General features: G+C 66.9%; 19 protein-coding genes and 1 pseudogene. 11 read left to right on the top strand and 9 right to left on the bottom strand.

Annotated elements, in window-relative coordinates; translation table 11 throughout:
- Positions 1-3 precede the first annotated feature (3 nt).
- Genes MFF13_RS22930 through MFF13_RS22920 form a run of 3 tightly spaced genes read right to left on the bottom strand, consistent with a single transcriptional unit; the run spans position 4 to position 2,447 of the window.
- Positions 4-765: an SDR family NAD(P)-dependent oxidoreductase gene (locus MFF13_RS22930; protein ID WP_238273016.1), complete on the bottom strand. Its 762-nt coding sequence runs from the start codon at positions 763-765 to the stop codon at positions 4-6.
- A gap of 39 nt (positions 766-804) precedes the next feature.
- The gene (locus tag MFF13_RS22925; protein ID WP_238273015.1) at positions 805-2,007 is read right to left on the bottom strand and encodes an MFS transporter; all 1,203 of its coding nucleotides are present in this window, start codon (positions 2,005-2,007) and stop codon (positions 805-807) included.
- A gap of 44 nt (positions 2,008-2,051) precedes the next feature.
- Positions 2,052-2,447, bottom strand: a complete 396-nt coding sequence (locus MFF13_RS22920; RefSeq protein WP_238273014.1) for a (R)-mandelonitrile lyase — start codon at positions 2,445-2,447, stop codon at positions 2,052-2,054.
- A gap of 132 nt (positions 2,448-2,579) precedes the next feature.
- On the opposite strand from MFF13_RS22920, the gene MFF13_RS22915 reads away from it, so the two are divergent.
- A complete protein-coding gene (locus tag MFF13_RS22915; RefSeq protein ID WP_238273013.1) occupies positions 2,580-3,473 on the top strand; it encodes a LysR family transcriptional regulator in 894 nt (297 codons plus the stop codon).
- A 17-nt stretch (positions 3,474-3,490) separates the two neighbouring features.
- On the opposite strand, the pseudogene MFF13_RS22910 reads toward MFF13_RS22915, so the two are convergent.
- The 3 genes and pseudogenes from MFF13_RS22910 to MFF13_RS22900 all read right to left on the bottom strand — a co-directional run bounded on the left by MFF13_RS22910 (position 3,491) and on the right by MFF13_RS22900 (position 6,257).
- Positions 3,491-4,772 (bottom strand): annotated as a pseudogene (locus MFF13_RS22910) (flavin monoamine oxidase family protein).
- 160 nt (positions 4,773-4,932) lie between these two features.
- On the bottom strand, positions 4,933-5,484 hold the full coding sequence (locus tag MFF13_RS22905; protein WP_238273012.1) for a metallophosphoesterase: 552 nt from the start codon (positions 5,482-5,484) through the stop codon (positions 4,933-4,935).
- Positions 5,485-5,882: 398 nt separating this feature from the next.
- Entirely contained in the window at positions 5,883-6,257 is a 375-nt protein-coding gene (locus tag MFF13_RS22900) for a response regulator (protein WP_238273011.1), read from the bottom strand.
- A gap of 253 nt (positions 6,258-6,510) precedes the next feature.
- Between MFF13_RS22900 and MFF13_RS22895 the strand changes: the two genes are divergently transcribed.
- Both MFF13_RS22895 and MFF13_RS22890 read left to right on the top strand, forming a co-directional pair.
- Positions 6,511-6,927: a response regulator gene (locus MFF13_RS22895; RefSeq protein WP_373322596.1), complete on the top strand. Its 417-nt coding sequence runs from the start codon at positions 6,511-6,513 to the stop codon at positions 6,925-6,927.
- 119 nt (positions 6,928-7,046) lie between these two features.
- Positions 7,047-9,863, top strand: a complete 2,817-nt coding sequence (locus tag MFF13_RS22890) for a PAS domain-containing protein (RefSeq protein ID WP_238273010.1) — start codon at positions 7,047-7,049, stop codon at positions 9,861-9,863.
- Positions 9,864-10,226: 363 nt separating this feature from the next.
- Here the strand turns inward: MFF13_RS22890 and MFF13_RS22885 are convergent, their stop codons facing one another.
- Positions 10,227-12,182, bottom strand: a complete 1,956-nt coding sequence (locus MFF13_RS22885; RefSeq protein ID WP_238273009.1) for an AI-2E family transporter — start codon at positions 12,180-12,182, stop codon at positions 10,227-10,229.
- Between the two features lie 423 nt (positions 12,183-12,605).
- Between MFF13_RS22885 and MFF13_RS22880 the strand changes: the two genes are divergently transcribed.
- The 8 genes from MFF13_RS22880 (at position 12,606) to MFF13_RS22845 (ending at position 21,606) form a co-directional block, all read left to right on the top strand.
- Entirely contained in the window at positions 12,606-13,760 is a 1,155-nt protein-coding gene (locus tag MFF13_RS22880; protein ID WP_238273008.1) for a YihY/virulence factor BrkB family protein, read from the top strand.
- Positions 13,761-14,370: 610 nt separating this feature from the next.
- A complete protein-coding gene (locus MFF13_RS22875) occupies positions 14,371-14,763 on the top strand; it encodes a heme utilization protein (protein WP_238273007.1) in 393 nt (130 codons plus the stop codon).
- 273 nt (positions 14,764-15,036) lie between these two features.
- A complete protein-coding gene (locus MFF13_RS22870; RefSeq protein ID WP_238273006.1) occupies positions 15,037-16,113 on the top strand; it encodes a hypothetical protein in 1,077 nt (358 codons plus the stop codon).
- A gap of 5 nt (positions 16,114-16,118) precedes the next feature.
- Positions 16,119-16,940, top strand: a complete 822-nt coding sequence (locus MFF13_RS22865) for a mechanosensitive ion channel family protein (RefSeq protein WP_238273005.1) — start codon at positions 16,119-16,121, stop codon at positions 16,938-16,940.
- 83 nt (positions 16,941-17,023) lie between these two features.
- Positions 17,024-18,016, top strand: coding sequence for a mechanosensitive ion channel family protein (locus MFF13_RS22860; RefSeq protein ID WP_238273004.1), 993 nt, complete (start codon positions 17,024-17,026; stop codon positions 18,014-18,016).
- Between the two features lie 162 nt (positions 18,017-18,178).
- A complete protein-coding gene (locus tag MFF13_RS22855) occupies positions 18,179-18,607 on the top strand; it encodes a LexA family protein (RefSeq protein ID WP_238273003.1) in 429 nt (142 codons plus the stop codon).
- On the top strand, positions 18,604-19,893 hold the full coding sequence (locus MFF13_RS22850) for a Y-family DNA polymerase (protein ID WP_238273002.1): 1,290 nt from the start codon (positions 18,604-18,606) through the stop codon (positions 19,891-19,893). Before MFF13_RS22855 ends, MFF13_RS22850 begins: the two co-directional genes overlap by 4 nt.
- Positions 19,894-20,425: 532 nt before the next feature.
- Positions 20,426-21,606 (top strand): IS3 family transposase gene (locus MFF13_RS22845; protein WP_238273001.1). Its coding sequence is split into 2 segments (ribosomal slippage): positions 20,426-20,687 and positions 20,687-21,606, totalling 1,182 coding nucleotides; the frame shifts between segments, so codons are not numbered across the junction.
- 31 nt (positions 21,607-21,637) lie between these two features.
- Here the strand turns inward: MFF13_RS22845 and MFF13_RS22840 are convergent.
- Together MFF13_RS22840 and MFF13_RS22835 are read right to left on the bottom strand one after the other, a co-directional pair.
- Positions 21,638-22,057, bottom strand: a complete 420-nt coding sequence (locus tag MFF13_RS22840) for a GAF domain-containing protein (protein ID WP_238273000.1) — start codon at positions 22,055-22,057, stop codon at positions 21,638-21,640.
- 104 nt (positions 22,058-22,161) lie between these two features.
- Positions 22,162-22,323 (bottom strand): hypothetical protein, encoded by a 162-nt coding sequence (locus MFF13_RS22835; protein ID WP_238272999.1) that lies wholly within the window; start codon positions 22,321-22,323, stop codon positions 22,162-22,164.
- Positions 22,324-22,751: the final 428 nt, after the last annotated feature.

The following is a 22,751-nucleotide window of genomic DNA, read 5'->3' as shown; positions in this document are numbered from 1 at the left end:
CCCTCAGGTGGCGGTGTAGCCACCGTCGACCGGCAGGGCGACGCCGAGGACGAAGCTCGCCGCGTCGCTGCAGAGGAACAGTACGGCTGCGGCGACCTCCTCGGGCCGGCCGAGGCGCTTGTTGGGCTGCTTGCCCATGATGACGTCCATCGCCTCGGGCTGCTCCTTGAGCATCTTGGCGACCATCGGGGTGTCGATGGTTCCGGGGCAGACGGCGTTCAGCCGAATGCCGCGCGGAGCGTTCTCCAGGGCCGCGCTCTGGGTCATCCCGATCACGCCGTACTTGGTGCCGTGATAGGCGGCGAGGCCGGGATTGCCGATGAGCCCTCCGATGGACGAGCAGTTGACGATGGCGCCGCTGCCCTGGGCCTGCATCTGGCGCAGTTCGGCCTGCATGCAGTTCCAGACGCCGCGCAGGTTCACCGCCATGACCCGCTCGTAGTCCGCGTCCGGGACGTCCACGACGTCGTTGGCCGGGATCTGGATGCCGGCGTTGTTGAAGGCGGCGTCGAGGCGGCCGTAGGTGTCGACCGTGCGCCGGACCATCGCGGCCACATCGTCAGCCTTGCTGACGTCGCAGCGAACGCCGAGCACCCGATGGCCCTCCGCCTCCAGGCGATCCGTGGCGGCTCGCAAAGCCTCCTCGTTCTGGTCGGACAGCACGACGGCGGCGCCCGCCTCGGCGAACATCCGGGCGGTCGCCAGACCCACGCCCATGGCCGCGCCGGTGACGAGGGCGACCTTGTTCTCGAAGGTGATCTGCATGGGGGTTCCTCGGTATCGGTTTGGGCGGGATTTCGGGGTTCAGGCGTTCGGCCGCTGGCGCCAGGCGAGGGCCGCGACCAGGGCCGAGGCGCAGAGCGCGGCGGCGCTGACCGCGAAGGTGGCGCGGTAGCCGCTCGCGTCGTAGGCGAGGCCGCCAAGGGTGGCCCCGAGGGCGATGGCGAGTTGCACCACGGCGACGAGCAACCCGCCGCCGGCCTCGGCCTCGTCGGGCAGCGCCCGGCTCAGCCAGGTCCACCACGCCACGGGTGCCGCGGTGGCGACCAGGCCCCATCCGGCGAGCAGCGTCGCCGACGCAACCGATGACCCGCCGACCACCGTCAGGGCGACGGCGATGATCGCCATCACGAGAGGCATGGCGATCAGCAGGCTGAAGAGGCGTGTCTTGAGCAGGAACCCGATCAGGTAGGTTCCGACGAGACCCGCCGCGCCGGTGCCGAACAGGATGAGCGACAGCGTGGCCACATCCACGCGCGGCACCGTCTCCAGGAACGGGCGCAGGTAGGTGTAGAGGGCAAACTGCCCGAGGAAGAACAGCGAGACCGAGAGCATACCTAGAGGCACCTGGCGCTTGCGCAGGACCCGGAAGACGGTGCCGCCGTTGGCTGTCCGGGCGGAGGGCATCGCAGGCAGGCTCATGAAGAGCCAAGCCAGTGTCACGGCCCCCAGCGGGACGACGCAGAAGAAAGCGCCGCGCCAGCCGATATACGCCCCGAGGAAGCTGCCCAGCGGCGCCGCGACCGTGGTCGCCAGGGCGTTGCCGCCGTTGAGCAGGCCCAGCGCACGGGGAAGCTCGGACTCCGGTACGAGACGCATGACCGTCGCGGTCGACATCGACCAGAAGCCGCCGATGACGACGCCTACCAGGGCACGCCCGGCCATGAAGACCGCGGTGTTCGGCGCGAAGGCCACCATCAGGCCCGAGGCGATCATCAGGACGGTGAGCACGAGCAAGACGGTGCGGCGGTCGATCCCGCGCGTGGCCGTGGAGATGACGAGGCTGGTGATGACCGCGAACAGGCCGGAGACGGCGATGGCCTGGCCGGCATGCCCCTCGGTCATGTGGAGGTCGGCCGCGAGCGGCGTCAGCAGGCTGACGGGCATGAACTCGGAGGCGATGAGCGTCGCGACGCAAAGGGTCATGGCGAACACCGCGCCCCATCCGCGGGCCGCCGTCTCGCGACCGAAGGCGGCATCGTCCGCGCAGGCATGGTTCGGGTTCATGGGCAGGCTGCCCCTTCCTGGATGTTCGAGGTCGAGGGCGGTCTTCAGGCGCCGTACTGCCGGTCGGAGACCTTCTCCATCCAGTCGACGGGGCTGCCGTTCAGCGCCTCCTGGATGGCCATGTGGCTCATGGCGGTGGTCGGGCCGGCCCCATGCCAATGCCTCTCGCCGGGCGGGAACCAGATCACGTCGCCGGGACGGATCTCCTCGATGGGACCGCCCTCGCGCTGGACCCGACCGCAACCCGCCGTGACGACCAGGGTCTGGCCGAGCGGATGGGTGTGCCAAGCCGTGCGGGCGCCGGGCTCGAAGGTCACGAGGGCTCCGCTGGTGCGGGCCGGCTCCGTCGCGCCGAAGAGCGGGTCGATGCGGACCGTACCGGTGAACCATTCGTCCGGGCCCTTGCCGGAGGGCTGCGAGCCCGCGCGTTTGATGTCCATGGCCATGCTCCGTCGTGATCGATGGGTCCGGGAGCGCGAAGGCCCCCGGCGATGCTGGATCGGAAACTAGCGTTTGGGTGCGAACCCGATTAGGTGCTCAAATGAACATGGGGTCATGAGCAGAGCTTATGGATGTTGCGTGAGAGCCTGAACGACCTGAGTGCCTTCGTCGCCGTGGCGCGGGCGGGCAGCTTCACGAAGGCGGCCACGCAGCTCGGAGTATCGCAGCCGGCGCTAAGCCAGACGGTCCGGGCCCTTGAGGCGCGCTTGGGGATACGGCTTCTTGCGCGCACGACCCGGAGCGTGTCGGCCACCGAGGCAGGTGAGCGGCTCCTCAAGGCCGTGGGGCCGCGCTTCGACGAGATCGAGGCCGGCCTCGTCGACCTGGCCGAGATACGCGGCAGGCCGGCTGGGACCATTCGGATCACCGCGGACGAACACGCGGCACGAACGGTCCTCTGGCCCGCCCTCCGACGCGTCCTGCCGGGTAACCCGGACATCAAGGTCGAGACCATCGTCGACTACGGCCTAACCGACATCGTCGCCGAGGGCATCGACGCCGGCATCCGGCTGGGGGGGACGGTGGCCAAGGACATGGCCGCGGTGCGGATCGCGCCCGACATGCGCATGGCCGCCGTCGCGGCGCCCTCCTACCTCGCGGGTCGTCCGGGTCCCCAGCGGCCGGAGGACCTCACCGACCATTCCTGCATCAACCTGCGCCTGCCGACGCTCGGGGGGCTCTATGCCTGGGAATTCGAGAAGGGCGGGCGGGACGTCCGCGTCTGGGTCGAGGGGCAACTCGTCTTCAACACGGTCACCCTGATCCTGGAGGCGGCGCTCGACGGGTTCGGGATCGCCTACCTGCCGCAGGACCAGGTGCAGGCCGGCCTGGACGACGGTCGGCTCACTCGGGTGCTGGATGACTGGTGCCCGCCATTCTCAGGCTATCACCTGTACTATCCGACCGTGTGCCGGCCCTCGCCGGCGTTCGTCGTGCTGGTCGAGGCGCTGCGCTACCGGGGATGAGGTCGCCGTAGCGCCGCTCACGTTGCCGTAGCGGCGAGAGGGCCTCGCAGCCCCAGGCCGTGCCTGTCCCGAAGCGCCGCCATCGCCTCGTCGGCAGCCCTTTGCCCGCTATCGTGGGCCCCATGGGCGGTCGTGAAGTCGAAGGGGTGGGTCGCCTCGCCCGCGAAGAAAAGCCGGTCCTCGAAGGGCCGGGCCAGCTGTGCCCGCGCACCGGATCGGCCCGGCAGCGCGCAGCTATACGCGCCGCCGATGGAAGCCATCCGGCTCCAGCACGTCGCCGCGAGCGGTCGGATCGCCGACGCCACGTCGGTGCCAAACAGGCTGGCCAACTCGGCCGACACGTAGGCGAAACCCGCGGCCGGGCCCTCCTCCTCCACGATGCGGGCGCCATCGCCCCCAAGGAACGCCTCGATCACCGGCCATCCGTTCGGGCGGATGGAGTACGCGGCGGCCCTCGGGTCGTGGAGGTTGCCGTAGGCATGCGAGTCCGGCCCGAACGCGGCCTCGCGCCCGATCTCCAGGAATACCTTCTCGTTGCGACCAAGCGGCAGGGCGGCGGCCGCCTCGCGCCACGGGTCGACCCCGGAGGGAAGGCGGATCGCGTCGTCCGCCAGGACCGCGGTCGAGACGGTGAGGATGGCGGCCCCCGCGCGGACGATGCCGGCGCGGGTGGTGACGGCGACGCCGTCCGCCGTCAGATCGACCCGCTCGGCGGGGGTGGCGAGGCGCAGCGTCGTCGAGGACGGCAGGCTGGCGGCGACCAGCGTGCCGTAGCCGAGCGGCAAATGCCAGTTCCGGCCGGTCGAGGCGTCGTCGTAGGCCAGGTAGTCGGCGGCGGAGATCGCCTCGGGGCCAACGCCGCTCATGAACCCGGCGATGGCTCGCACGTAGGCGTTCCAGGTGCCGCCGGGCTCAAGCGCATCGCTGGCTTGGTCACTATCTGCCGCGACCAGGCGGAGCCGCTCTTCCCAGTCGCCGTACGCCTTTTGCGCTGCCTCCTGGGCGCCTTCGTCCTGGGTGATGCCGGGGTGAGCCTTGGCCCAAGGCGGCTCGCCTCGGTCGACCGGGAAGCCAGAAGCTTCGGCGATGCCCACCCAGGCATTGCGGTCGCCGGAATGGAGCCACTCGCAGCCGAAGTCGAGCGGGTACCCGCCGAGTTCCTGCGTGTATGCGCGGCCGCCGAGGCGCGACGAGGACTCAAGCAGCAGAGCCGATGACCCGTGGGCCGCAAGCTGCCGGGCGGCACCGATGCCGGCGGCACCCCCCCCCTACGATGATGACGTCGAACGCGCTGCCCATGGGATAAAGGTGAGGTCGGCCGATACAGCTTCCAAGGTTCGTGCGGCAGTCGCACAGCACCGGAGCGTGGTTTCATCCGCGGAAACGCCGTACCGGCTTTGCGTCTCGGCACCGGCCGGGATGCGGTCACGCTCTTTGACTGAGTATCGTAGTGCCCGTTTCAGGCCTGCTGGTCAGCAACGGGCGATCCCGCCATCCTCGCCACGATCTCCCCCAGCGTGACCGGCCGCCAGTCCCAGCAATCGACGCCGACGTCGAGGCTCGTCCGGGTGGCCGGAATGGCCCCGTGGGAATGGCCGTAGACGTGAAGGTCGCCGTGCCACGCATTGGGCCACGTCACGTGCGCGTAGTGGCTGGCCCAGAGGGCGACCCGCTCGGGCATGCCCGGGTCCTGGACGAAGACCCGTTGGACATCGACGATGGGCCCCGCCCAGGTCAGGCGTTCCGCCAACTCGTCGTGGTTCCCGCGAACCAGATGAATGCGTCCGTTTAGGCGCTCCTGGATGGATGCGGCGTAATCCAAGCCGCACATGTAGGCGAAGTCACCGAGATGCCAGACGATGTCGTCCGGTCGGACGGCCTTGTTCCAGGCGGCGACCAGGGCCTCGTCATGGGCCTCGATGGTCTCGAACGGTCGGGGTCGAGGCATGCGTGGACTGAGCATGCTCTTGTGCCCGAAATGGGTGTCGGCGGAGAAAAGTGTCCTTGGCAATATAGCCTCCGAAATGACGGAGGCCTTCTCGCTTCGCGCGGCGCTCCGAGGTCAGGGTCGTGGGCGGAAGTCCCTGGCTTTCATCGGTCGAGCGCTCCTGATGTGACGTGTCGATCGCATCGCCCACGTCTCTCCCGCAAGTGGAGAACGAACCGGATCCACCACGAAAGGCCGTCCGTTGCCGCCTTCGACGCGATAGCCCCCCTGCATACGGGCGGCCCCCATTACCGGCGGACTTCGGAAGCGGCGGCCTGCACGTGGTGCGGCCAGTCATGGTTAAGGAATCCTTGATTCCGGAAGCGGGCAAGGGGAAGCGGGTCCCGCGTCCTGCTTCCCTCGGAGTCGAGATCGTCCGTGCCAACGAGCACGGCCACCCGCTCTCGTCGACCGGCCGACAGTCAGACCGCGTCGTGGATCGCGTCGACGACCTGGTCCGCACTGTAGGGCTTGGGCAAAAACAGACCGTGGTCTGGGATTTCCCCGTCGGAGAAGCGCTGGCGCCCTGACGTCACGACGAGGCGGATGTCTGGCCAGGCGTCGTGGACGCGTCCGGCCAGGGTCACCCCGCACATGGAGCCCGGCATGTCGACGTCGGTGAACAGCGCACCGATGTCGGAGCGCTCGTGTAGGATGAACCACGCCTCGTCGGCATGGCGCGCCTCGACGATGGCAAAGCCCGCATCCTCCAACAACTCGACGGCGCAAAGGCGCACGAGGTCGTCGTCCTCGACGACGAGGACGGCCGAGGCTTCCATGGAGCGCTTCGTCATCATGGGAACGCAACACATGTTAAGTCGATAGGTTGCCGGCTTCGACCGCTTCGCCTGAAAGGTCCTGGCCGATGTGATCAGCGTTGGTGCAGGAAAATGACCTTTGCCATGGTCCGCGGTATCGTAGGGACGAACCCTGCCGATCCCCGCTCGTGATTTACGCAGCGGATCGAGGTTTTGGTCCACGCGATGGTGAGCAGACAACGCCAAATCAAACTTATGTTATGAGGCAACCTCTGCGGCGAAGCGGCCTTTGATGTCGATGACCCTGCCTGGCCTTTCCGCTGCCCCCTTCGCCCTCGTGGTCGACGACGATGCCCTCATCCTGATGGAAGCAGCCGACATCCTGAAGGATGCGGGCTTCGTGGTACTTGAGGCGATGAACGTGGCCCAGGCAATCAAGGTGCTCGACGAGCACCATGGCAAGGTGCATCTGCTGTTCACCGACGTGCAGATGCCCGGTCAGGGCGACGGTTTCGAACTGGCTCGCCGGACCGCCGAGTTGTGGCCGCACATCGCCATCGTCGTTGCGTCCGGCGATATACGGCCCGCACACGGTGACCTGCCGGCTGGGGCAACGTTCATCCCAAAGCCCTTCAGTCCCTCGGTGGTCAGGCACCACATTCGCAAGACGATGCCCTCGGAGAAACATCCCGAGGCACTTAAGAAGTAGCAGTGGTCTTGGGCCAGCGCCGAGAACCACCACCTGCGGGGGGGCAGCACTCTGGTTGCAACGCTACCAGACGATCCGGCAATCGTCGCCCGAAGTCGTACTTAAACCTTGAAATACCATTGTACGGCGAGGCGTTTAACGGCAGACCGCATCTGTCTCGGCGTCTGGCCGAAAGCGCATCGGGAGTCGGTTGGAGGGCTATGGCGGGAGGAAGCAAACACCTCGATGGATCTCGCCGGGACGAACTGGCGAGCTACGACATCCTCGACACGCCCGCCGAGTCCGAGTTCGACGACATCGTGAAGGTCACGTCGGATGTCTGCGGCATGCCGGTGTCGTTGATCTCACTCCTCGACGGCGACCGCCAATGGTTCAAGGCTGAGACCGGCTTCGGGCGGAGCGAAACGCCCTTGTCCCAGTCGATCTGCGCCTACGCCGTTCAGCAGGACGACGTCTTCGAGATCGAGGATCTGACCCAAGACGCACGTACCTCGGCCAATCCGCTGGTGACCCGCGGCCCCGGGGTACGCTTCTACGCGGGCGCCCCGCTGAGGACGCCTAATGGCGTCGCCCTCGGCGCGCTGTGCGTCCTCGACACCAAGCCGAACAAGCTCACGCCCGCGCAGGCTTTCGTGCTCCGCACGTTGGCGCACCAGGTCGTGACGACCCTTGAACTCCGCCGGTCGCTCCGGCTCCGTAAGGAGAGCGACCGCCGCAATAAGGCCATCCTGGAGAGCGCGGTCGACTACGCCATCGTCTCCCTGGACTTGAAGGGCATGGTGACCAGTTGGTCGCCCGGCGCGGAACACATCCTTGGTTGGTACGAGGACGAGATGCGCGGGAAGCCGGCGCACGTGTTCTTCACCGAAGAGGATGTCGCCACCGGCATTCCCGAACAGGAGATGGCCTCGGCCCTGCTGCGTGGGCGCGGCACGGACGAGCGCTGGCACCTCAGGAAGGACGGCAGCCTGTTCTGGGCCAACGGCGAGATGATGCCGCTCCGGGACGAGGACGGTCGGCACGAGGGCTTCCTCAAGATCCTGCGCGACCGCACGGAACAGCGGAACGCCGCCGCCAAGGAGCAGGCGGACGCCGCATTCATGCGCGGCGTGCTGTCGTCCTCGGCCGACTGCATCAAGGTCCTCGACCCTGACGCCAGGCTGACCTTCATGAACGAGGGCGGCCTGGCCGTGATGGAGGCCGACGACTTCGACCAAGTGAAGGGCTCCGACTGGACCGGTTTCTGGCAGGGGCAAGCGCGCCTGGACGCCAGGGAGGCTTTCTGGGCGGCTATGGCCGGCGGCACCGGCCATTTCCAGGCACCGGCCGAGACGCTCAAGGGCACGCCGAAGTGGTGGGACGTACAAGTCACGCCGATCCGCGGGACGGACGGCCGCACCGAACGACTGCTCGTGGTCTCGCGTGACGTGACCGCCCAGCGGGCCTCCGAGCAGCGCATCGCCGACAGCGAGAAGCGTTGGCGCGGCCTCTTCGAGGGCATGCAGGAAGGTTTCTTCAGCGGCGAGATCATCCGCAACGCGGAGGGATGCGCCATCGATTGCCGGCTCGTAGAGATCAACCCGGCCTTCGCTGCGCAGTCCGGACTGCCCGTCGAGACCGTGGGCCGCACCATCCGCGAGGCTATCCCGGACATTCCCGACTGGCTGATCGAGACCTACGCACGGGTCGTCGACACCGGTGCCCCGGAGGTGTTCGACATCACGGTGCCTGAGCTGCGACGGACCTTCGAGGTGCGGGCCTATCGCGAGGCGGGTCAACGTTTCGCGGCGATGTTCATCGATGTCTCCGAGCGCAAGCAGGCCGAGGCCCGGCGGGCGGCGCTGGCGGAGCTCGGCGACCGCTTGCGCAACACCGGCGACCGGGCGGAGATCGCCCGCGCAGCCGCCGAGATCCTGGGACGCACGCTCGGATTGTCCCATGCCGGGTACGGTGACGTGGACCATGACAGGGAAAGCATCGTCATAGGGGAAGGTTGGACGGCGCCGGGAATACCGGGCATCGGAGGCGTGCACGGGTTCCGGGACTACGGCACATACATCGATAGGCTGAAGAACGGTCATGCCGTGGTCATCGACGACGTCACCGACGACCCCCGCACCGCGTCGGACGCCGGTGCCCTTGCAGCCCTCCACGTGCGATCTCTGCTCAACCTGCCGCTCATGGAGCACGGGCGGTTCGTGGCCATGCTCTATGCCCTGAAGGATGTCCCGTACGCCTGGAAGCCCGAGGAGATCAGCTTCGCCAACAGCATCGCCGACCGAACTCGTGCGGCGCTCGCCCGGATCGAGGCCGAGGAGCGGCAGCGGACGCTGAACCTCGAACTCAGCCATCGCATGAAGAACATGCTGGCGATGGTTCAATCAATCGCCACCCAGACCATGCGCACGGCGACCGACCTGGATACGGCCAAGGAAGTCTTGGCCGGTCGCCTGATCGCGCTCAGCAAATCACACGACCTGCTCCTCGGCGGCGAGTTGGGTGCGGCACCGATCAGGACCCTGATCGAAAGCGCCCTGCAGACCCACGAGGACAACCCACGTCGTTTCGTATTGGACGGCCCGACCTTCACCGTCGGAGCCAAGGCGGCGATGTCGATGTCGCTCATGCTGCACGAGCTCGCGACCAACGCGGCCAAGTATGGGTCGCTCTCGACGGCGAACGGCCAGGTCGCGATCACCTGGCAGCTTCGTGACGTGGACGGCGAGCCCCATTGCGCCTTGCGCTGGTCGGAAGAAGGCGGTCCCGTCGTGGTGCAGCCGACGCGGACCGGCTTCGGCACCCGCCTCATCGGCCGCGGTCTGGCCGGAAGCTTCGGCGGCGCGGTCGACTTGTCGTATCCCGTCACGGGCGTGGTGTGCATCATAGACGCGCCATTGAGCGGCCTCCAGGCCGAGGATGCGCCGGTAGCGTCCTAGGTATCCGCATCCCTATTCGGACATATCCTCGCGAGGTTCGTCGAGCTGATGCAACAGGTCGCCAAGCAGCTCGGACGGCGGCGCGGACGGCATGGCGTCGTACAACGCGCGCAGCGTCCTGCCGGGATGGCGGTCGGTGGCATTCCTGGATGGCGAATGAAGCCAACTGCTTTCGAAACGGGGCACGACATTCGCGCCGCCGCCACGCACTGCCGTACTCTCACGGGATGGATGGCCCTAGCGGTCGGTCATCCCTTGATGGATGCGCGGATCGACAGAGACGACGCCCCTGGGACTTGACGTCGCCAATCCACCCGCTGTGCAAGATCCAGGGTCTGCGGCGGGGTATCGACGCCGCTCGCCTCAGGCGGCGTCCCTGTGCCCTTCCGTCCCGATGGCCATCCTCAGGCAGGCCTCGACCCCGTCGCGCAACGAGGAGACATAGACATCGGCGCCGACCTCGCGTCCGATGGCGGCGTCGGTCAGCACCTTTTCGCCCACCGGCCATAGCCCGACCAAGACCGGTATGCCAGGCGCGCGGCGCTTGAGGCGCTCCAGCAGGTAGCGCAGGTGCGCCGGGTTGCCGGAGATGTCGAGGTAGGAGATGCAGACCATCGCCACGCCCGTCAGGTCGAGGTCGCGGATGCCGTCGCGCGATACGGCCCTGTAACCTGCTACCCGGGCCCCCAAACCATGCTTGCGCAGGAGCTGTGCCAGCATGGCGGAGGACGCCTCGTCGAGGGGACCGCGCCCGGCTACGCAAAGGACCGGCGCATCGCCCCGCCATCCCTCCGGCAGGGCTTCGCCCGAGGGCGCCTGTCCCGGCACAGCCTCGTTCCTCGGGTGCACGCGTTCGGCCAGGGTCGGGGTCTGGTTCGGACTGATAGCCTTATCCTTCCCGGTCGGCTCGACGTCCTCGTGATCCTCGAAGTCCTCGACGAGCGACCGGGACGAGGCGCGGATGTTTTCCAGCTGCGCCGGGGTGACGACGCCACGCGCGTAGTCGTTGGCCGCGAGTTGCAATCCCTTCAGTGCCACCTCGTCGTAATAGGAGGAAAGCGAACGCTCCTTCAGCATCGCCTCGGCAAGGTCGCGCACCTCGTCCGGGTCGCCGGACAGCATGCGTTGGTAGAAGTTCTCGATGGGCGTCAGCGGGGGCCGGTCGCCGAGCATGATGTCGAGGAACTCCAGGCTGTCGACATGGCGCCCGAGCACCACCAGGCAGACCGTGAAGGGCGTGGCGAGGATCAGGCCGATGGGGCCCCACAGGAAGCCCCAGAACAGGGTCGAGACGATCACGGCGAACGGCGAGAGGCCGGTCGAGTGGCCGTAGAGCAAGGGCTCGATCACCTGCCCGAACACCGGCTCGGCCACGAGGAACAGGGCGGCCGTGGCGATCACCATGGACCAGCCCGGGTCGACCGCGGCGGCGAGAGCCAAGGGAAAGACCGCCGAGATGAAGGCGCCGATGTATGGCACGAAGCGCATCAGGGCCGAGAACACGCCCCAAAGCACCGGGCTGGGCACCCCGACGATCCAAAGGCCTACGCCGACGATGACACCGAAGGCGGCGTTCATCCCGAGCTGGGCGAGGAAATAGGTACCGAGCCGACCTGCGGCATCGTCCATGGCCACCGTCGTACGGTGCAGGTCACCCGACCCGAACAGGCGGATCATGCGATTGCGAAGGTCCTCCCGCTGCAGGAGCAGGAACACGACCACGACGAGCACGATGCCGACGGTGGTCAGGGGTTCGACGATGGGTCCGAGCACCTTCTCGGCCAGGGTGAACGGCGATGGGTCGGGCTCCTGGACCTTGACGAGCTGCGCCTTGGGGGTGTCGCCCGCGGGTCCCGTGGAGGCCGCCGTGCCGGCGGCGTCTGCCTTCTGGGTGGCGTCCTGGACCTGGTGGCTGAACTTCGAGATGACCCGGTTGGCTTCGCCGAGCCAGCCCGCCTGCAGGCCGGCGAACTTCTTCGAGACGGTCGCCTGGTACTGCGGCAGGTTGCCGGCGAGCCCCGCCACCTGTGTGCCGATGACCGTGCCGATGCCGCCGATGACGGCGAGCGCCAGCAGGACCGCGACGATGACAGACGGTACGCGCCCGAGGTGCAGCCGTCGCAGGAGATTGACGACGGGACCGAGGACGAAGCTGAGGAGCACCGCCAGGACGAGGGGGATGAACACCTCGCGGCCGAAGTAGAGCGCGGCGATGAGCACAACGCCGACGGCCAGCGTCAGCAGCCCGCGAAGGCCCGGGACGAGCGGGGGAGGAACCTGTGCGGGTTGGCGCGGAACATCGGTCGCCTCGGTAGGCATAATTTACGGACTCCATGTCGCCGAGGCCTGATCGAGGCGCACGAGCCATCAACGCCGGGAAGCGAAATTCGGCCCAAGCCCACCACGCTCCTGAGGCATCGCGAAGGGCCGCACGTGCGGTATCGGCCCATGCCTGAAGGCCGGTGGGCGGGCATCTTGCCTGACATCGGCATCCGGAACGCCCATCAGGCTTCGTGTTGATGTGGCGTTCGCTCGTTTGAAGGCGTGACACCGGCGTACCTGTTGAGAGCGGTCAAGCCGATACTGGCGTGCCATCCCTGGAGCCATGGCGAATGAGGTGTCTCTCATTCATGCCGGAAGAATTCCTTGAGTTCAGACAAGGCTTTGCAGCAACGAACAGACGGTGCGCACGTTAGAACGTCGGCCGAGCCTTCCGGTTGGGCGCTACCAGCAGGCCGGTCCATGACGGATACCACCAAGACACCTCCGGGTGGCTCGTCCTCCGCGGCGACATCCATGGCGTGGACGATCTTTCTTGGGACCGCGCTACTCGGCGTCGTCGCGCTTCCACGCCGCGGCGCGTCTCCGCCAAGGAAGGCCAGCGACAGTCAACTCGGCCCAGAGGACGGGCCGGAAACCCATGAGGGTCGTGCCGCGGAGCGTGTCGCCGAGACCGAGGCGGACCGGGGCCGCCAGGCCGAGGGTCCGACCGAGATCCCGGCCAAGGGCTGGTGGGACATCGGCAAGCGCGTGCTGCAGGAGTTCGGCAACGACCGCGTGCTGCTGGTCGCGGCCGGCGTCACCTTCTACGCGATCCTGGCCCTGTTCCCGGCCATAGGCGCCATGGTCTCGATCTACGGCCTCATCGCCGATCCCGGGACCATCAACGACCAGCTCGCCAGCCTCCAGGGCATCCTGCCCAGCGGCGCGCTCGATATCGTGGGCGAGCAGGTCAAGCGCATCGCAGCCAAGGGCGGCGGCACCCTGGGCTTCACCGCGGCCTTCGGCATCCTCCTCTCGATCTGGAGCGCGAACGGCGGGATGAAGGCGATCTTCGACGCGCTCAACATCGTCTACGACGAGAAGGAGAAGCGGAACTTCATCTGGCTGAACCTGCGGTCGCTGAGCTTCACCGCCGGCGCGCTCCTGTTCGTCGTCCTGGCTCTCGTCGGCATCGTGGTGGTGCCGGCGGCCCTGGCCTTCCTGAACCTGGGCTCGATGGAATGGGTCATCGCGCTGGCACGCTGGCCGATCCTGCTGCTGATTGTGCTGGGAAGCCTCGCGCTGCTCTACCGCTACGGCCCGAGCCGGGACGCCGCCCAGTGGCGCTGGGTAACCTCCGGAAGCGCGGTGGCCGGGTTCCTCTGGATCGTCGTGTCGGCCCTGTTTTCCTGGTACGTGTCGAGCTTCGGCAAGTACAACGAGACCTACGGCTCACTCGGCGCCGTCATCGGCTTCATGACCTGGATCTGGATCTCGACGACCATCGTGCTGCTCGGCGCCGAGTTGAACGCGGAGATGGAGCACCAGACGGCCAAGGACACCACCACCGGCAAGCCGGTGCCACTCGGCACGCGCAGGGCAAAGGTCGCCGACACCGTGGCCGCCTCGGCCTGATGGCGGTCCGTACGCGTGAGGCCGCATATCGGTACTTGCGCTCCAGGGTCAGGGGATCTGGTGGTGGTCCCTGGCTTTCATCGGTCGGGCGCTCCTGGCGGGAAGTTCGATCGCATCGGCCTCGTCTCTCCCGCAAGAGGAGGACGAACCGGATCCACTGCCAAAGGCCGTACGTCAGCCGCCTTCGGCGCGATAAACCCTCTCGTACGGGCGGCTCCCATCACCGGCAGACCTCGGACGCGACGGTCTGCACGAGGTGCGGCCGATCATGGTTAAGGAATCCCTGATTCAGGAAGTGGGCACCGGGAAGCGTATCCCGCATCCCGCTTCCCTCGGAGTCGAGATGGAAGATGTCGGCGACCCCCGATGCCCGCCCCGGCCGCCGTATCGGACATCTTCACAAAGCTTCGAACGGCTCACCGAGAGCGACGCTCCGACAGATCGTTTGTGAACCTTCGCCGGCATCGAACCATTGAGCACCGTCCGATGCCCTTGGCCAGCGGATGGGGCCGCTGCCCCTGTCCCATCCAGCGCTCACCGAAATCATGGACGCTCGACGCCGGTTACGCGCGATCCTGCCTCTACCGAACAACGATTGGAACAGCCCACGATGGCGCGCCGCCTCCGAAACCTGATCGCGTTGATGACCCTAACCGCGACCATCGCCTCGGCAGCGGCCGGCGAGAAGAAGCTCAGCGTGCCCGACGGCTACGACGGCTCGTGGTCCATCGCGGTCTCGACTAGGGAGGGGCCATGTCCCGACGGGCGGAGCTACGCCGTGCGGATCAAGAACAGTGACGTCTCCTATCCGGGCGACGACATCGACGTGGACGGGAGCGTCGGCACCGGGGGCGGCGTTCGGGCGACCATCACGAAGGGTTCGAGGTCCGCGAGCATCTCCGGCAGCCTCGACCGTAAGGGAGCCGGAGACGGAACCTGGAAATCGGCCGGCGACAGCCTGTTCGCATGCAGCGGGACGTGGACCGCCCGTCGGGGTGGGTGACCCGCCGGCGTCGGGGCGGCTGGCATCGCAAGTTCGCCCCATCCCGTCGCCCATCGAGCCGCCAAGGCTCCGGGGCGCAGGTGTGCGCCACATTCCACCCCACACGAAAGGACGTCGCAACGAAGCTAGGTGGTTCACGTTGTCGACCACCCTGGATTGGAATGCCGCGCGCCGATGTCGAAGACTGAAGGCCCCGTGTTCCTGATCCCCCTTGAAGATGCAAAGACGCCACCGGTCCCCAGGGATGAGGTTGCCCGTAGGTACCTCGGGCGATTGATCGCCCTGTTCCACCGCGAGAAGTCCGAGCCCTTCATCGCCGACGACAAGCTGCACCGTGCGACGCTGAAGCGTCTCGACGAGGTCGTGGCTCCCCCCGCTTGCGGGCCGGTCCTTGCCGAGATCGGGGCCACCGTCGGCAGGTGGCTGGATCGCCAGCCCGGCGGGTCGCACATCCTGACCGTGGTGCTGCCGCCCTGCGACGAGAACGCGGTCATCGAGACCTGGGCGTCGGAGGCGGGGCATCAGGTCCTTGCGCCGCCTTCGCGGCAATCGCTCGTCGCCACCGAGGAGCCCATCCTGCCGGACATGGCCGGGTCGGGCATCCTAGTCGTCCCCAGGCTGGAGGACTGGTTCCTGCGGCATCGGGATGGCCTTCGAGCCGTGCGCGCGCTTCTTGCGGCCATCGACGGGCTCGACCGACCGGTGGTCGTCGGCTGCAACGCCTGGGCTTGGGCATACCTCGCCAAGGCGACCGGCGCCGACGCCCTCCTGCCCGACGCCGTGACGATCAAGCCGTTCGACGCCGTTCGCCTGCATGGATGGTTCGTCCAGCTCTCGACCTCCGAGGCCACCGGGGCGATGCGGTTCCGCCTGCCGGCCGACGGCGAGGACGTGCTCGCCGTCGACGAGGCAGGCACACCTCGCAACGACTACCTGCGCAAGCTGGCCGGGCGAAGCCTCGGCATACCCTGGGTCGCCTGGCACCTCTGGCGGCGTAGCCTTCGGACGGGTGACGACGCGGGTATCGCCGAGGACGCGAAGGCCGCGATCTCGGACGGCGAGGCCAGCGAGCAGACACTGTGGGTGGCCGCCCTCGACGAGTACCTGTTGCCGGGTTCGGACGACGGGGCCGCCCTCCATGCCCTGCACGCGTTGCTGATCCACGGACCGCTGACGCGCGAGGAACTGCTCCTCGTCCTGCCGGGCGTCGGGGAACCGAACGTCCTGCCCGTCCTGCTCCGGGCCGGGTTCCTGGAGCGCAAGGGCGACCGGTTCGGATGCCGGGCGGCGGCCTACCCGGCGATCCGGGATGGCCTCGAAGCGGCGGGCTTTCCCGCGGGACGGGTTTGAACGCCATGGCTACCGCACAGGACGTACAGGACGGGGGCGTGCAGCTCGTCCACAGCTTCCAGGACATCCGGTTCTGGGAGATCGGGCTCATCGTCGCCGGCACCTGGGCGGCGATCTGGCTGGTGCGCAGCACCTTCCCGTACCTCGCCGAACGCGGACCGAGCCGCCTGAGACTCTACCTCCTGGCGGCCGTGCCCATCGCCCGGTTGCTCCTGATGGTGCTCGCCATCGTCTGGATCGTGCCTATCGTCTTCAACATTACGTTGCAGAACTTCCTCGTCATCGCCGGTGCGGCCAGCGTCGCCATCGGCTTCGCCTTCAAGGATTACGTCAGCAGCCTGATCGCCGGGGTGGTGGCCCTGGTCGAGCGACCGTACCGCCCTGGGGACTGGGTCAAGATCGGCAGCGATTACGGCGAGGTGCGCAACGTCGGGCTGCGCGCGATCCTGCTCCAGACACCTGACGACAACGCGGTCACGGTTCCGCACTCGACGATCTGGACCGACCGGATCACCAACGCGAACGACGGCGCCGAGACCCTGCAGTGCGTCGCCGACTTCTACCTGCTGCCCCGGCACGACGGCGCCCTCGTTCGCGCGCTGCTGAAGGACGTGGCGCTGACCAGCCCGTTCCTGAACTACGGCAAATCGGTCCGGGTGGTGCTGCACGAGGAGCCCTGGGGCACGCACTACAAGCTGCGCGCCTACCCGTTCGACATGCGCGACCAGTTCGCCTTCGTCAGCGACCTGACCGTACGCGGCAAGCTCGCCATCGCCGACGCCGGCGCCATGGAGGCGGTCGCGCTGACGCCGTCTTCGACAATCTGACCGAGCGGCGTCGAGCGCGGCTTCGAGGCTGACCATTCCGACCCGGACGCATTCCCGTCCAGGTCCACACGAAGGATCAACGCGTGCATTTTCTCGGGATCGATTGGGTCGGCGTGAATGCCGAGAACGGGCGAAAGCTTTTGCTCTCCCTGATCTTCATCGCGGTGATCGTCGGGGGCGGGATCGGCCTTCGGGCGCTCGTCGGGCTGGTCCTGAACCGCACCGACCATTCCACGCTCCAGACCAAGTTCTGGACGCGCCAGGGCATCAGCCTCCTCGCGGCGGTGCTGCTGGTCCTCGGCTTGCTCTCGATCTGGTTCAACGACCCCGCCCGCCTCGCCACCGCCTTCGGCCTGATGTCCGCCGGCCTCGCATTCGCCCTTCAGCAGGTCGTCACCTCGGTCGCCGGCTACTTCGTGATCCTGCGCGGCTCGACCTTCACGGTGGGCGACCGCATCACCATGGGCGGCGTGCGCGGCGACGTGCTCCGCCTCGGCTTCATTCAGACCACGATCATGGAGATGGGCCAGCCGCCGGCGGTGCAGGGCAGCAGCCCGGCCATGTGGGTGCGCAGCCGCCAGTTCACCGGCCGCATCGTCACGGTGAGCAACGCGCAGATCTTCTCCGAGCCGGTGTTCAACTACACCCGCGACTTCCCGTTCATCTGGGAGGAGATGTCCATCCCGATCACCTACGAGGCCGACCGGGCGAAGGTCGAGGCGATCATGCTCGCTGCGGCGAAGCGGCATGCCCTGGACACGAACGCCATGACCGACGACGCCAAGACGAACCTGCAGGACCGCTTCGGGGTCGAGCCCATCGACCTGGAGCCGCGCGTCTTCTTCCGGATCACCGACAACTGGCTGGAGCTGACCGTCCGCTTCATCCTCGGCACCCACCAGATCCGAGGCGCCAAGGATGCGATGAGCCGCGAGATGCTGGTAGGCCTCGACGCCGCGGGCATCGGCATCGCCTCGGCAACATACGACATCGTCGGCCTGCCGCCGGTCGAGATCGCCGGACGGCGGCGCGCGGGGCAGACCCCTGCCGGGCAAGCTTCCGACGCTGCGGAATGAGGCACGGCACCGTGGCCGGCAACGATACGTCGCGGTGCCTCCTGATCGTCTCACCCGGGAAAGCTGCGCCCACCAAAACGTGCCTCGGCCGACAAGCGTAGCCGCTATACGGAACCCACCAAACGTGTTCTGCTTTTGTTCCTGGATTCGCGGAGGAGCATCATGCAGGTCAGCGGCGTCACCATCGGCTTTCCCATGCCGATCTCCCTTCTCGCCAAGCCGGTCCGGGCCGGCTTCCCGAGCCCGGCCGACGACTTCATCGAAGAGGAGATCGACCTTCAGCGCCTGCTGATCGTCAACCGACCGGCGACCTTCCTGGTCCGGGTCGCCGGCGACAGCATGATCCTGGCCCGCCTGTTCGACGGCGACCTCGCCGTCGTCGACCGCTCGCTCACCCCACGCAACGGCGACATCGTCGTGGTCGACATCGATGGGGAGCGTTCCTTCAAGGTCTGGAAGCGCCAAGGGCCGCGCATCACCCTGCACTTCGCCAACCCGCGCTTCCCCGAGTTCCAGCTGTCCCCCGACGCCGTCATCGAGGTCTGGGGCGTCGTCTCCGGGTCCGTCTGCGCAAAGCGCCGCTGCGAATGAGCGCCCGGGCCTACGCCCTCTCAGACGGCAACAGCTTCTACTGCTCATGCGAGCGCGTCTTCGACGCGCGCTTGGCCAAGGTGCCGGTGATCGTGCTGTCCAACAACGACGGATGCGCCATCGCCCGGACCAACGAGGCCAAGGCACTCGGCATCCGTATGGGCGAGCCCTGGTTCAAGATCCGGGAGATGTGCAAGGCCCAGGGCGTTCGGGTCTACTCCTCGAACTACGCCCTTTACGGCGACATGTCGGCCCGGGTGAACGCCGTCTACCGGGACTTCTCACCCTGCATCGAGATCTACTCCATCGACGAGAGTTTTTTGGACATCTCCGACGTGCGCGAGAAGGATCGCGAGTCCCTGGCCCGCGACATGCGCGAGACCGTCCGGGCCTGGACGGGCATTCCCACCTGCGTCGGCATCGGTTCCACCAAGACGCTGGCCAAGCTCGCCAACCACGTCGCAAAGAAGAACCCCATTCTCGGCGGGATCTGCGACCTGACCGACCCGGAACAGTACGACCACTGGATCATCCGGGTGCCGGTCGCCGACATCTGGGGCGTCGGGCCGGCCAATGCCCGGCGCCTTGAAGCGCTGGGATGCGACAGCGCCGCCGACGTCCGCGACCTCGATCCGAAGATGGCGCGCAAGACCATGACCGTAGTCGGCGAGCGCCTCGTCCACGAGCTCCGCGGCACCCCCTGCCTCGACCTGGAGACGGTGGCCGCCACCCGGAAGGGATGCGCCGTGACCCGGTCGTTCTCCGAGCGGGTCGAGGATCGCGCCACCATGGAGCAGGCCGTCGCCACCCATGCCTCCAGACTCGGCGAGAAGCTCCGGCGCGAGGGGTTGGCCACCAACCACGTCACCGTTTTCTTCCACACCTCGGAGCATGACCGCGACCGTCCGCAGCGCTCGGTCTCGACCGTGGTCACGCTTCCCGAGGCGACCAGCGACACCCTCGCCCTGGTGAAGGCCGCCACCCACGGCGTCCGGAAGACCTGGCGGGACGGGTACCGCTATTCCAAGGCCGGGGTGGTCACCACCGACCTGATGCCGCTGTCTGCCTCCCAGCGGGCGATGCCCGGCCTCGGCCAACTCGACCGCGAAATGGGGGCGGCCCTGATGGAGGCGCTCGACGCCTGCAATCGTCGCTTCGGGCGCGGGGCCGTGGTGCCGGGCGCCGCCGGTTTCGCACCCAAGCGGGAGTGGTCGACCAAGTTCGAGATGCGCTCGCCCCGCTACACCACCAGGCTCGACGAGCTTCCTGTCGTCAAGGCAGCCTGAGGGTCGACCAGACCCAGGGGTGGTCGGACCTCAGCACCAGGCGGCCCGGTTGCGGCCGCCTCGGCCATCAGGATTTGAGGTTGTGGGCACGGAGACCTCGGCGGAGGGAACAAACCGTGGCCAAGCGACTTCATTCCTGAGCTTAGCCGCCAATCGGGGGCTCGAATGCGTGCCAGGACCAGGGCCAGTCCCGCCAAGATCATACCGCCCCCTGCGAAAGGGGCGGCGTTTTCGCGTGCTCCAGGGCATACGAAGTCCACCGCACCGAAGGCCAAGCCGAAGAAGGCCACGGTCCGTATCTTCGTGTCGTACAGCCACGCGAACGCGGCCCAGCAGGCGAAGCTGCAGATCCATCTCGCTCAGTTGAAGCGAGACGAGGTCGAGACCTGGTTCGACGGTGACATGGAGGCCGGCGATGCCTTGAACGCCGAGATCTCCCGCAAGCTTCGGGATGCCCACGTCTTCGTATGGTCCGCCCCCATTGAAGTGGTCCGCCCTTTGGTATGGCTTTTGAGCCTGGAGGACGGACGAGATGGCAAAGCACCCGAAGCCCGAGGAGATCGTCGCGAAGCTACGTCAGGCGGACGTTTTGATTTCACAGGGCCAGAGCGTGGCCGATGCAATCCGCGCGCTCGGTGTGAGTTCGGTGACGTACTACCGGTGGCGGCGTGAGTTTGGCGGCCTGAAGTCGGATCAAGTTCGACGGATGAAGAGTCTTGAGACCGAGAATGCTCGGCTTCGAAAGGCAGTCGCCGATCTCACCCTCGACAAGCTGATCCTGCAGGAGGCGTCCCGGGGAAACTTCTGAGCCCCGCGCGCCGACGCGCCTGTGTCGAGCACATCCAGCTGACGATGAACATCTCCGAGCGCCGTGCCTGTCGGGCGCTCGGACAGCATCGCTCGACACAGCGCAAAGTGCCGCGGGGCCGCGATGATGAAGAGGCGCTGACAGCCGATCTCGTGGCGTTGGCCGAGAAGTACGGGCGCTACGGCTACCGCAAGATCAGTGCGTTGCTGAAGGCGGCCGGATGGTTCGTCAACGACAAGCGTGTCGAGCGCATTTGGCGACGTGAGGGGCTGAAGGTCCCAGCCAAACAGCCCAAGCGAGGGCGGATCTGGGACAACGACGGCTCCTGCGTCCGTCTTCGCCCGGAACACCGCAATCACGTGTGGTCGTATGACTTTGTCGAGGCGCGCACGCATGACGGGCGCAAGATCCGGATGCTCAACGTGGTCGACGAGTTCACGCACGAATGCCTGGCGATCCGGGTCGCCCGCAAGCTGAAGGCAACCGACGTCATCGACGTGCTCTCGGATCTGTTCATCGTGCGTGGCGTACCTGGCCATATCCGTTCGGATAACGGCCCGGAGTTCGTTGCGAAGGCCCTCCAAGCTTGGATCACCGGCGTCGGAGCAAAGTCGGCCTACATTACGCCAGGCTCACCGTGGGAGAACGGCTACGTCGAAAGCTTCAACGCACGGCTTCGCGACGAACTCCTGAACGGCGAGATCTTCTACACACTCAGGGAAGCGCAGGTCGTCATCGAAAGCTGGCGACGTCACTACAACGGCGTGCGCCCGCATGCCTCTCTGGGATACCGACCGCCGGCCCCGGAGGTGTTCATGCCAGCCTTCTCCGCTTGGCCGGCTGCGCTTGCCAGACCAGCTCCGCCGGCCAAGCTACCCGTGGCGGAGCGGCCCACCGTGCACTAACTTTACCCTTGGACCACCTCGTGGGGGCCGATCACTGTTCGCCCAAGGCACCCAGGATCTCGGCCTGCGACAGCGTGAGGCCGGTCTCACGGGGCTCGCGATCGATGACGCAGAGCGTGCCGAGCCCATGGCCGGAAGCGGTACGCAGGGGCGCCGCCGCATAGAAGCGCATCGCCAAGGGGCCCGTGACGGCGGGGTTCGCCATCGTGCGCGCGTCGCGGGTCAAGTCGGGAATGACGAACAGGGTCGGCTCGGGCAAGGCATGGACGCAGATCGACCGGTCCAGCGGCGTCTCAACCTCGTCGAAGCCGACCCGCGCCTTGAACCACTGCCGTTCGGAGGTGACGAGGGTAATCATGCCGACCGGCGTGCCGCATAGCTTGGTCGCAAGGCGCACGATGCCGTCGAACGCCTCCTCGCCGGGCGTATCGAGAATGCCGTAGCGGAACAATGTGGCGAGGCGCTCGGTATCCGAGGCGCTGTTCCGTCGCGTTGCGTTTCCCGCGCCGTCAAGCCTTGCGTCCCGGCTCGGGCTTTGTTCGGCTCCCTGGCTTATCATGACCGGAATGCCGAGGCTTGAAGCGCCGCCAGCCGCATGAGATCGCGAAGCTCGACCCCCTCGCATTGCCCCCACTCCAGCAGGTCATGCGCGCGCGACAGCGCGATCAGCCAATTCTCGGCGGCGGTGTCATCGGGCATATACAGGAACATCGGCATGCACCCCCTCAGTTCCGCCGGCGTGCTGCCGCATACGATCCATCGGTCTCGAAGGCACGTGGTATAGAAGCGTCGACCCGCTCCAAGATCGGGCCCAGCCATCCGTTTCGCAACTGGAGGCTGTCAGAAATACGCTCTTCACCCAACACGGAATTCAGTGAAAAACCATAACTCGGCCGTGCATTTTTTACAAATAACCATCTTTCCACCAACGATAATGCGTTGAAATCATTCTTTTTTGATTTTTTGTATTTAAAGACCTATAAATGATTGATTATCGGGCAGGACAATCTCATGTGACGTGCGCGTGTGGTGCCGTACCTCGGTCAAAGATTGTCAATGCTGAGGGAAAAACCCTCACACGTGGGTTTTTCCTAGTTCGTTGAGGAATTATTCACGATTGCGTGGAACGCGATCCGTGCAAGGTT

Origin of the sequence: Methylobacterium cerastii, from assembly GCF_022179125.1 — a bacterium.
Taxonomy (GTDB): domain Bacteria; phylum Pseudomonadota; class Alphaproteobacteria; order Rhizobiales; family Beijerinckiaceae; genus Methylobacterium; species Methylobacterium cerastii.
This window is presented reverse-complemented; position numbering and strand designations above follow the sequence as displayed.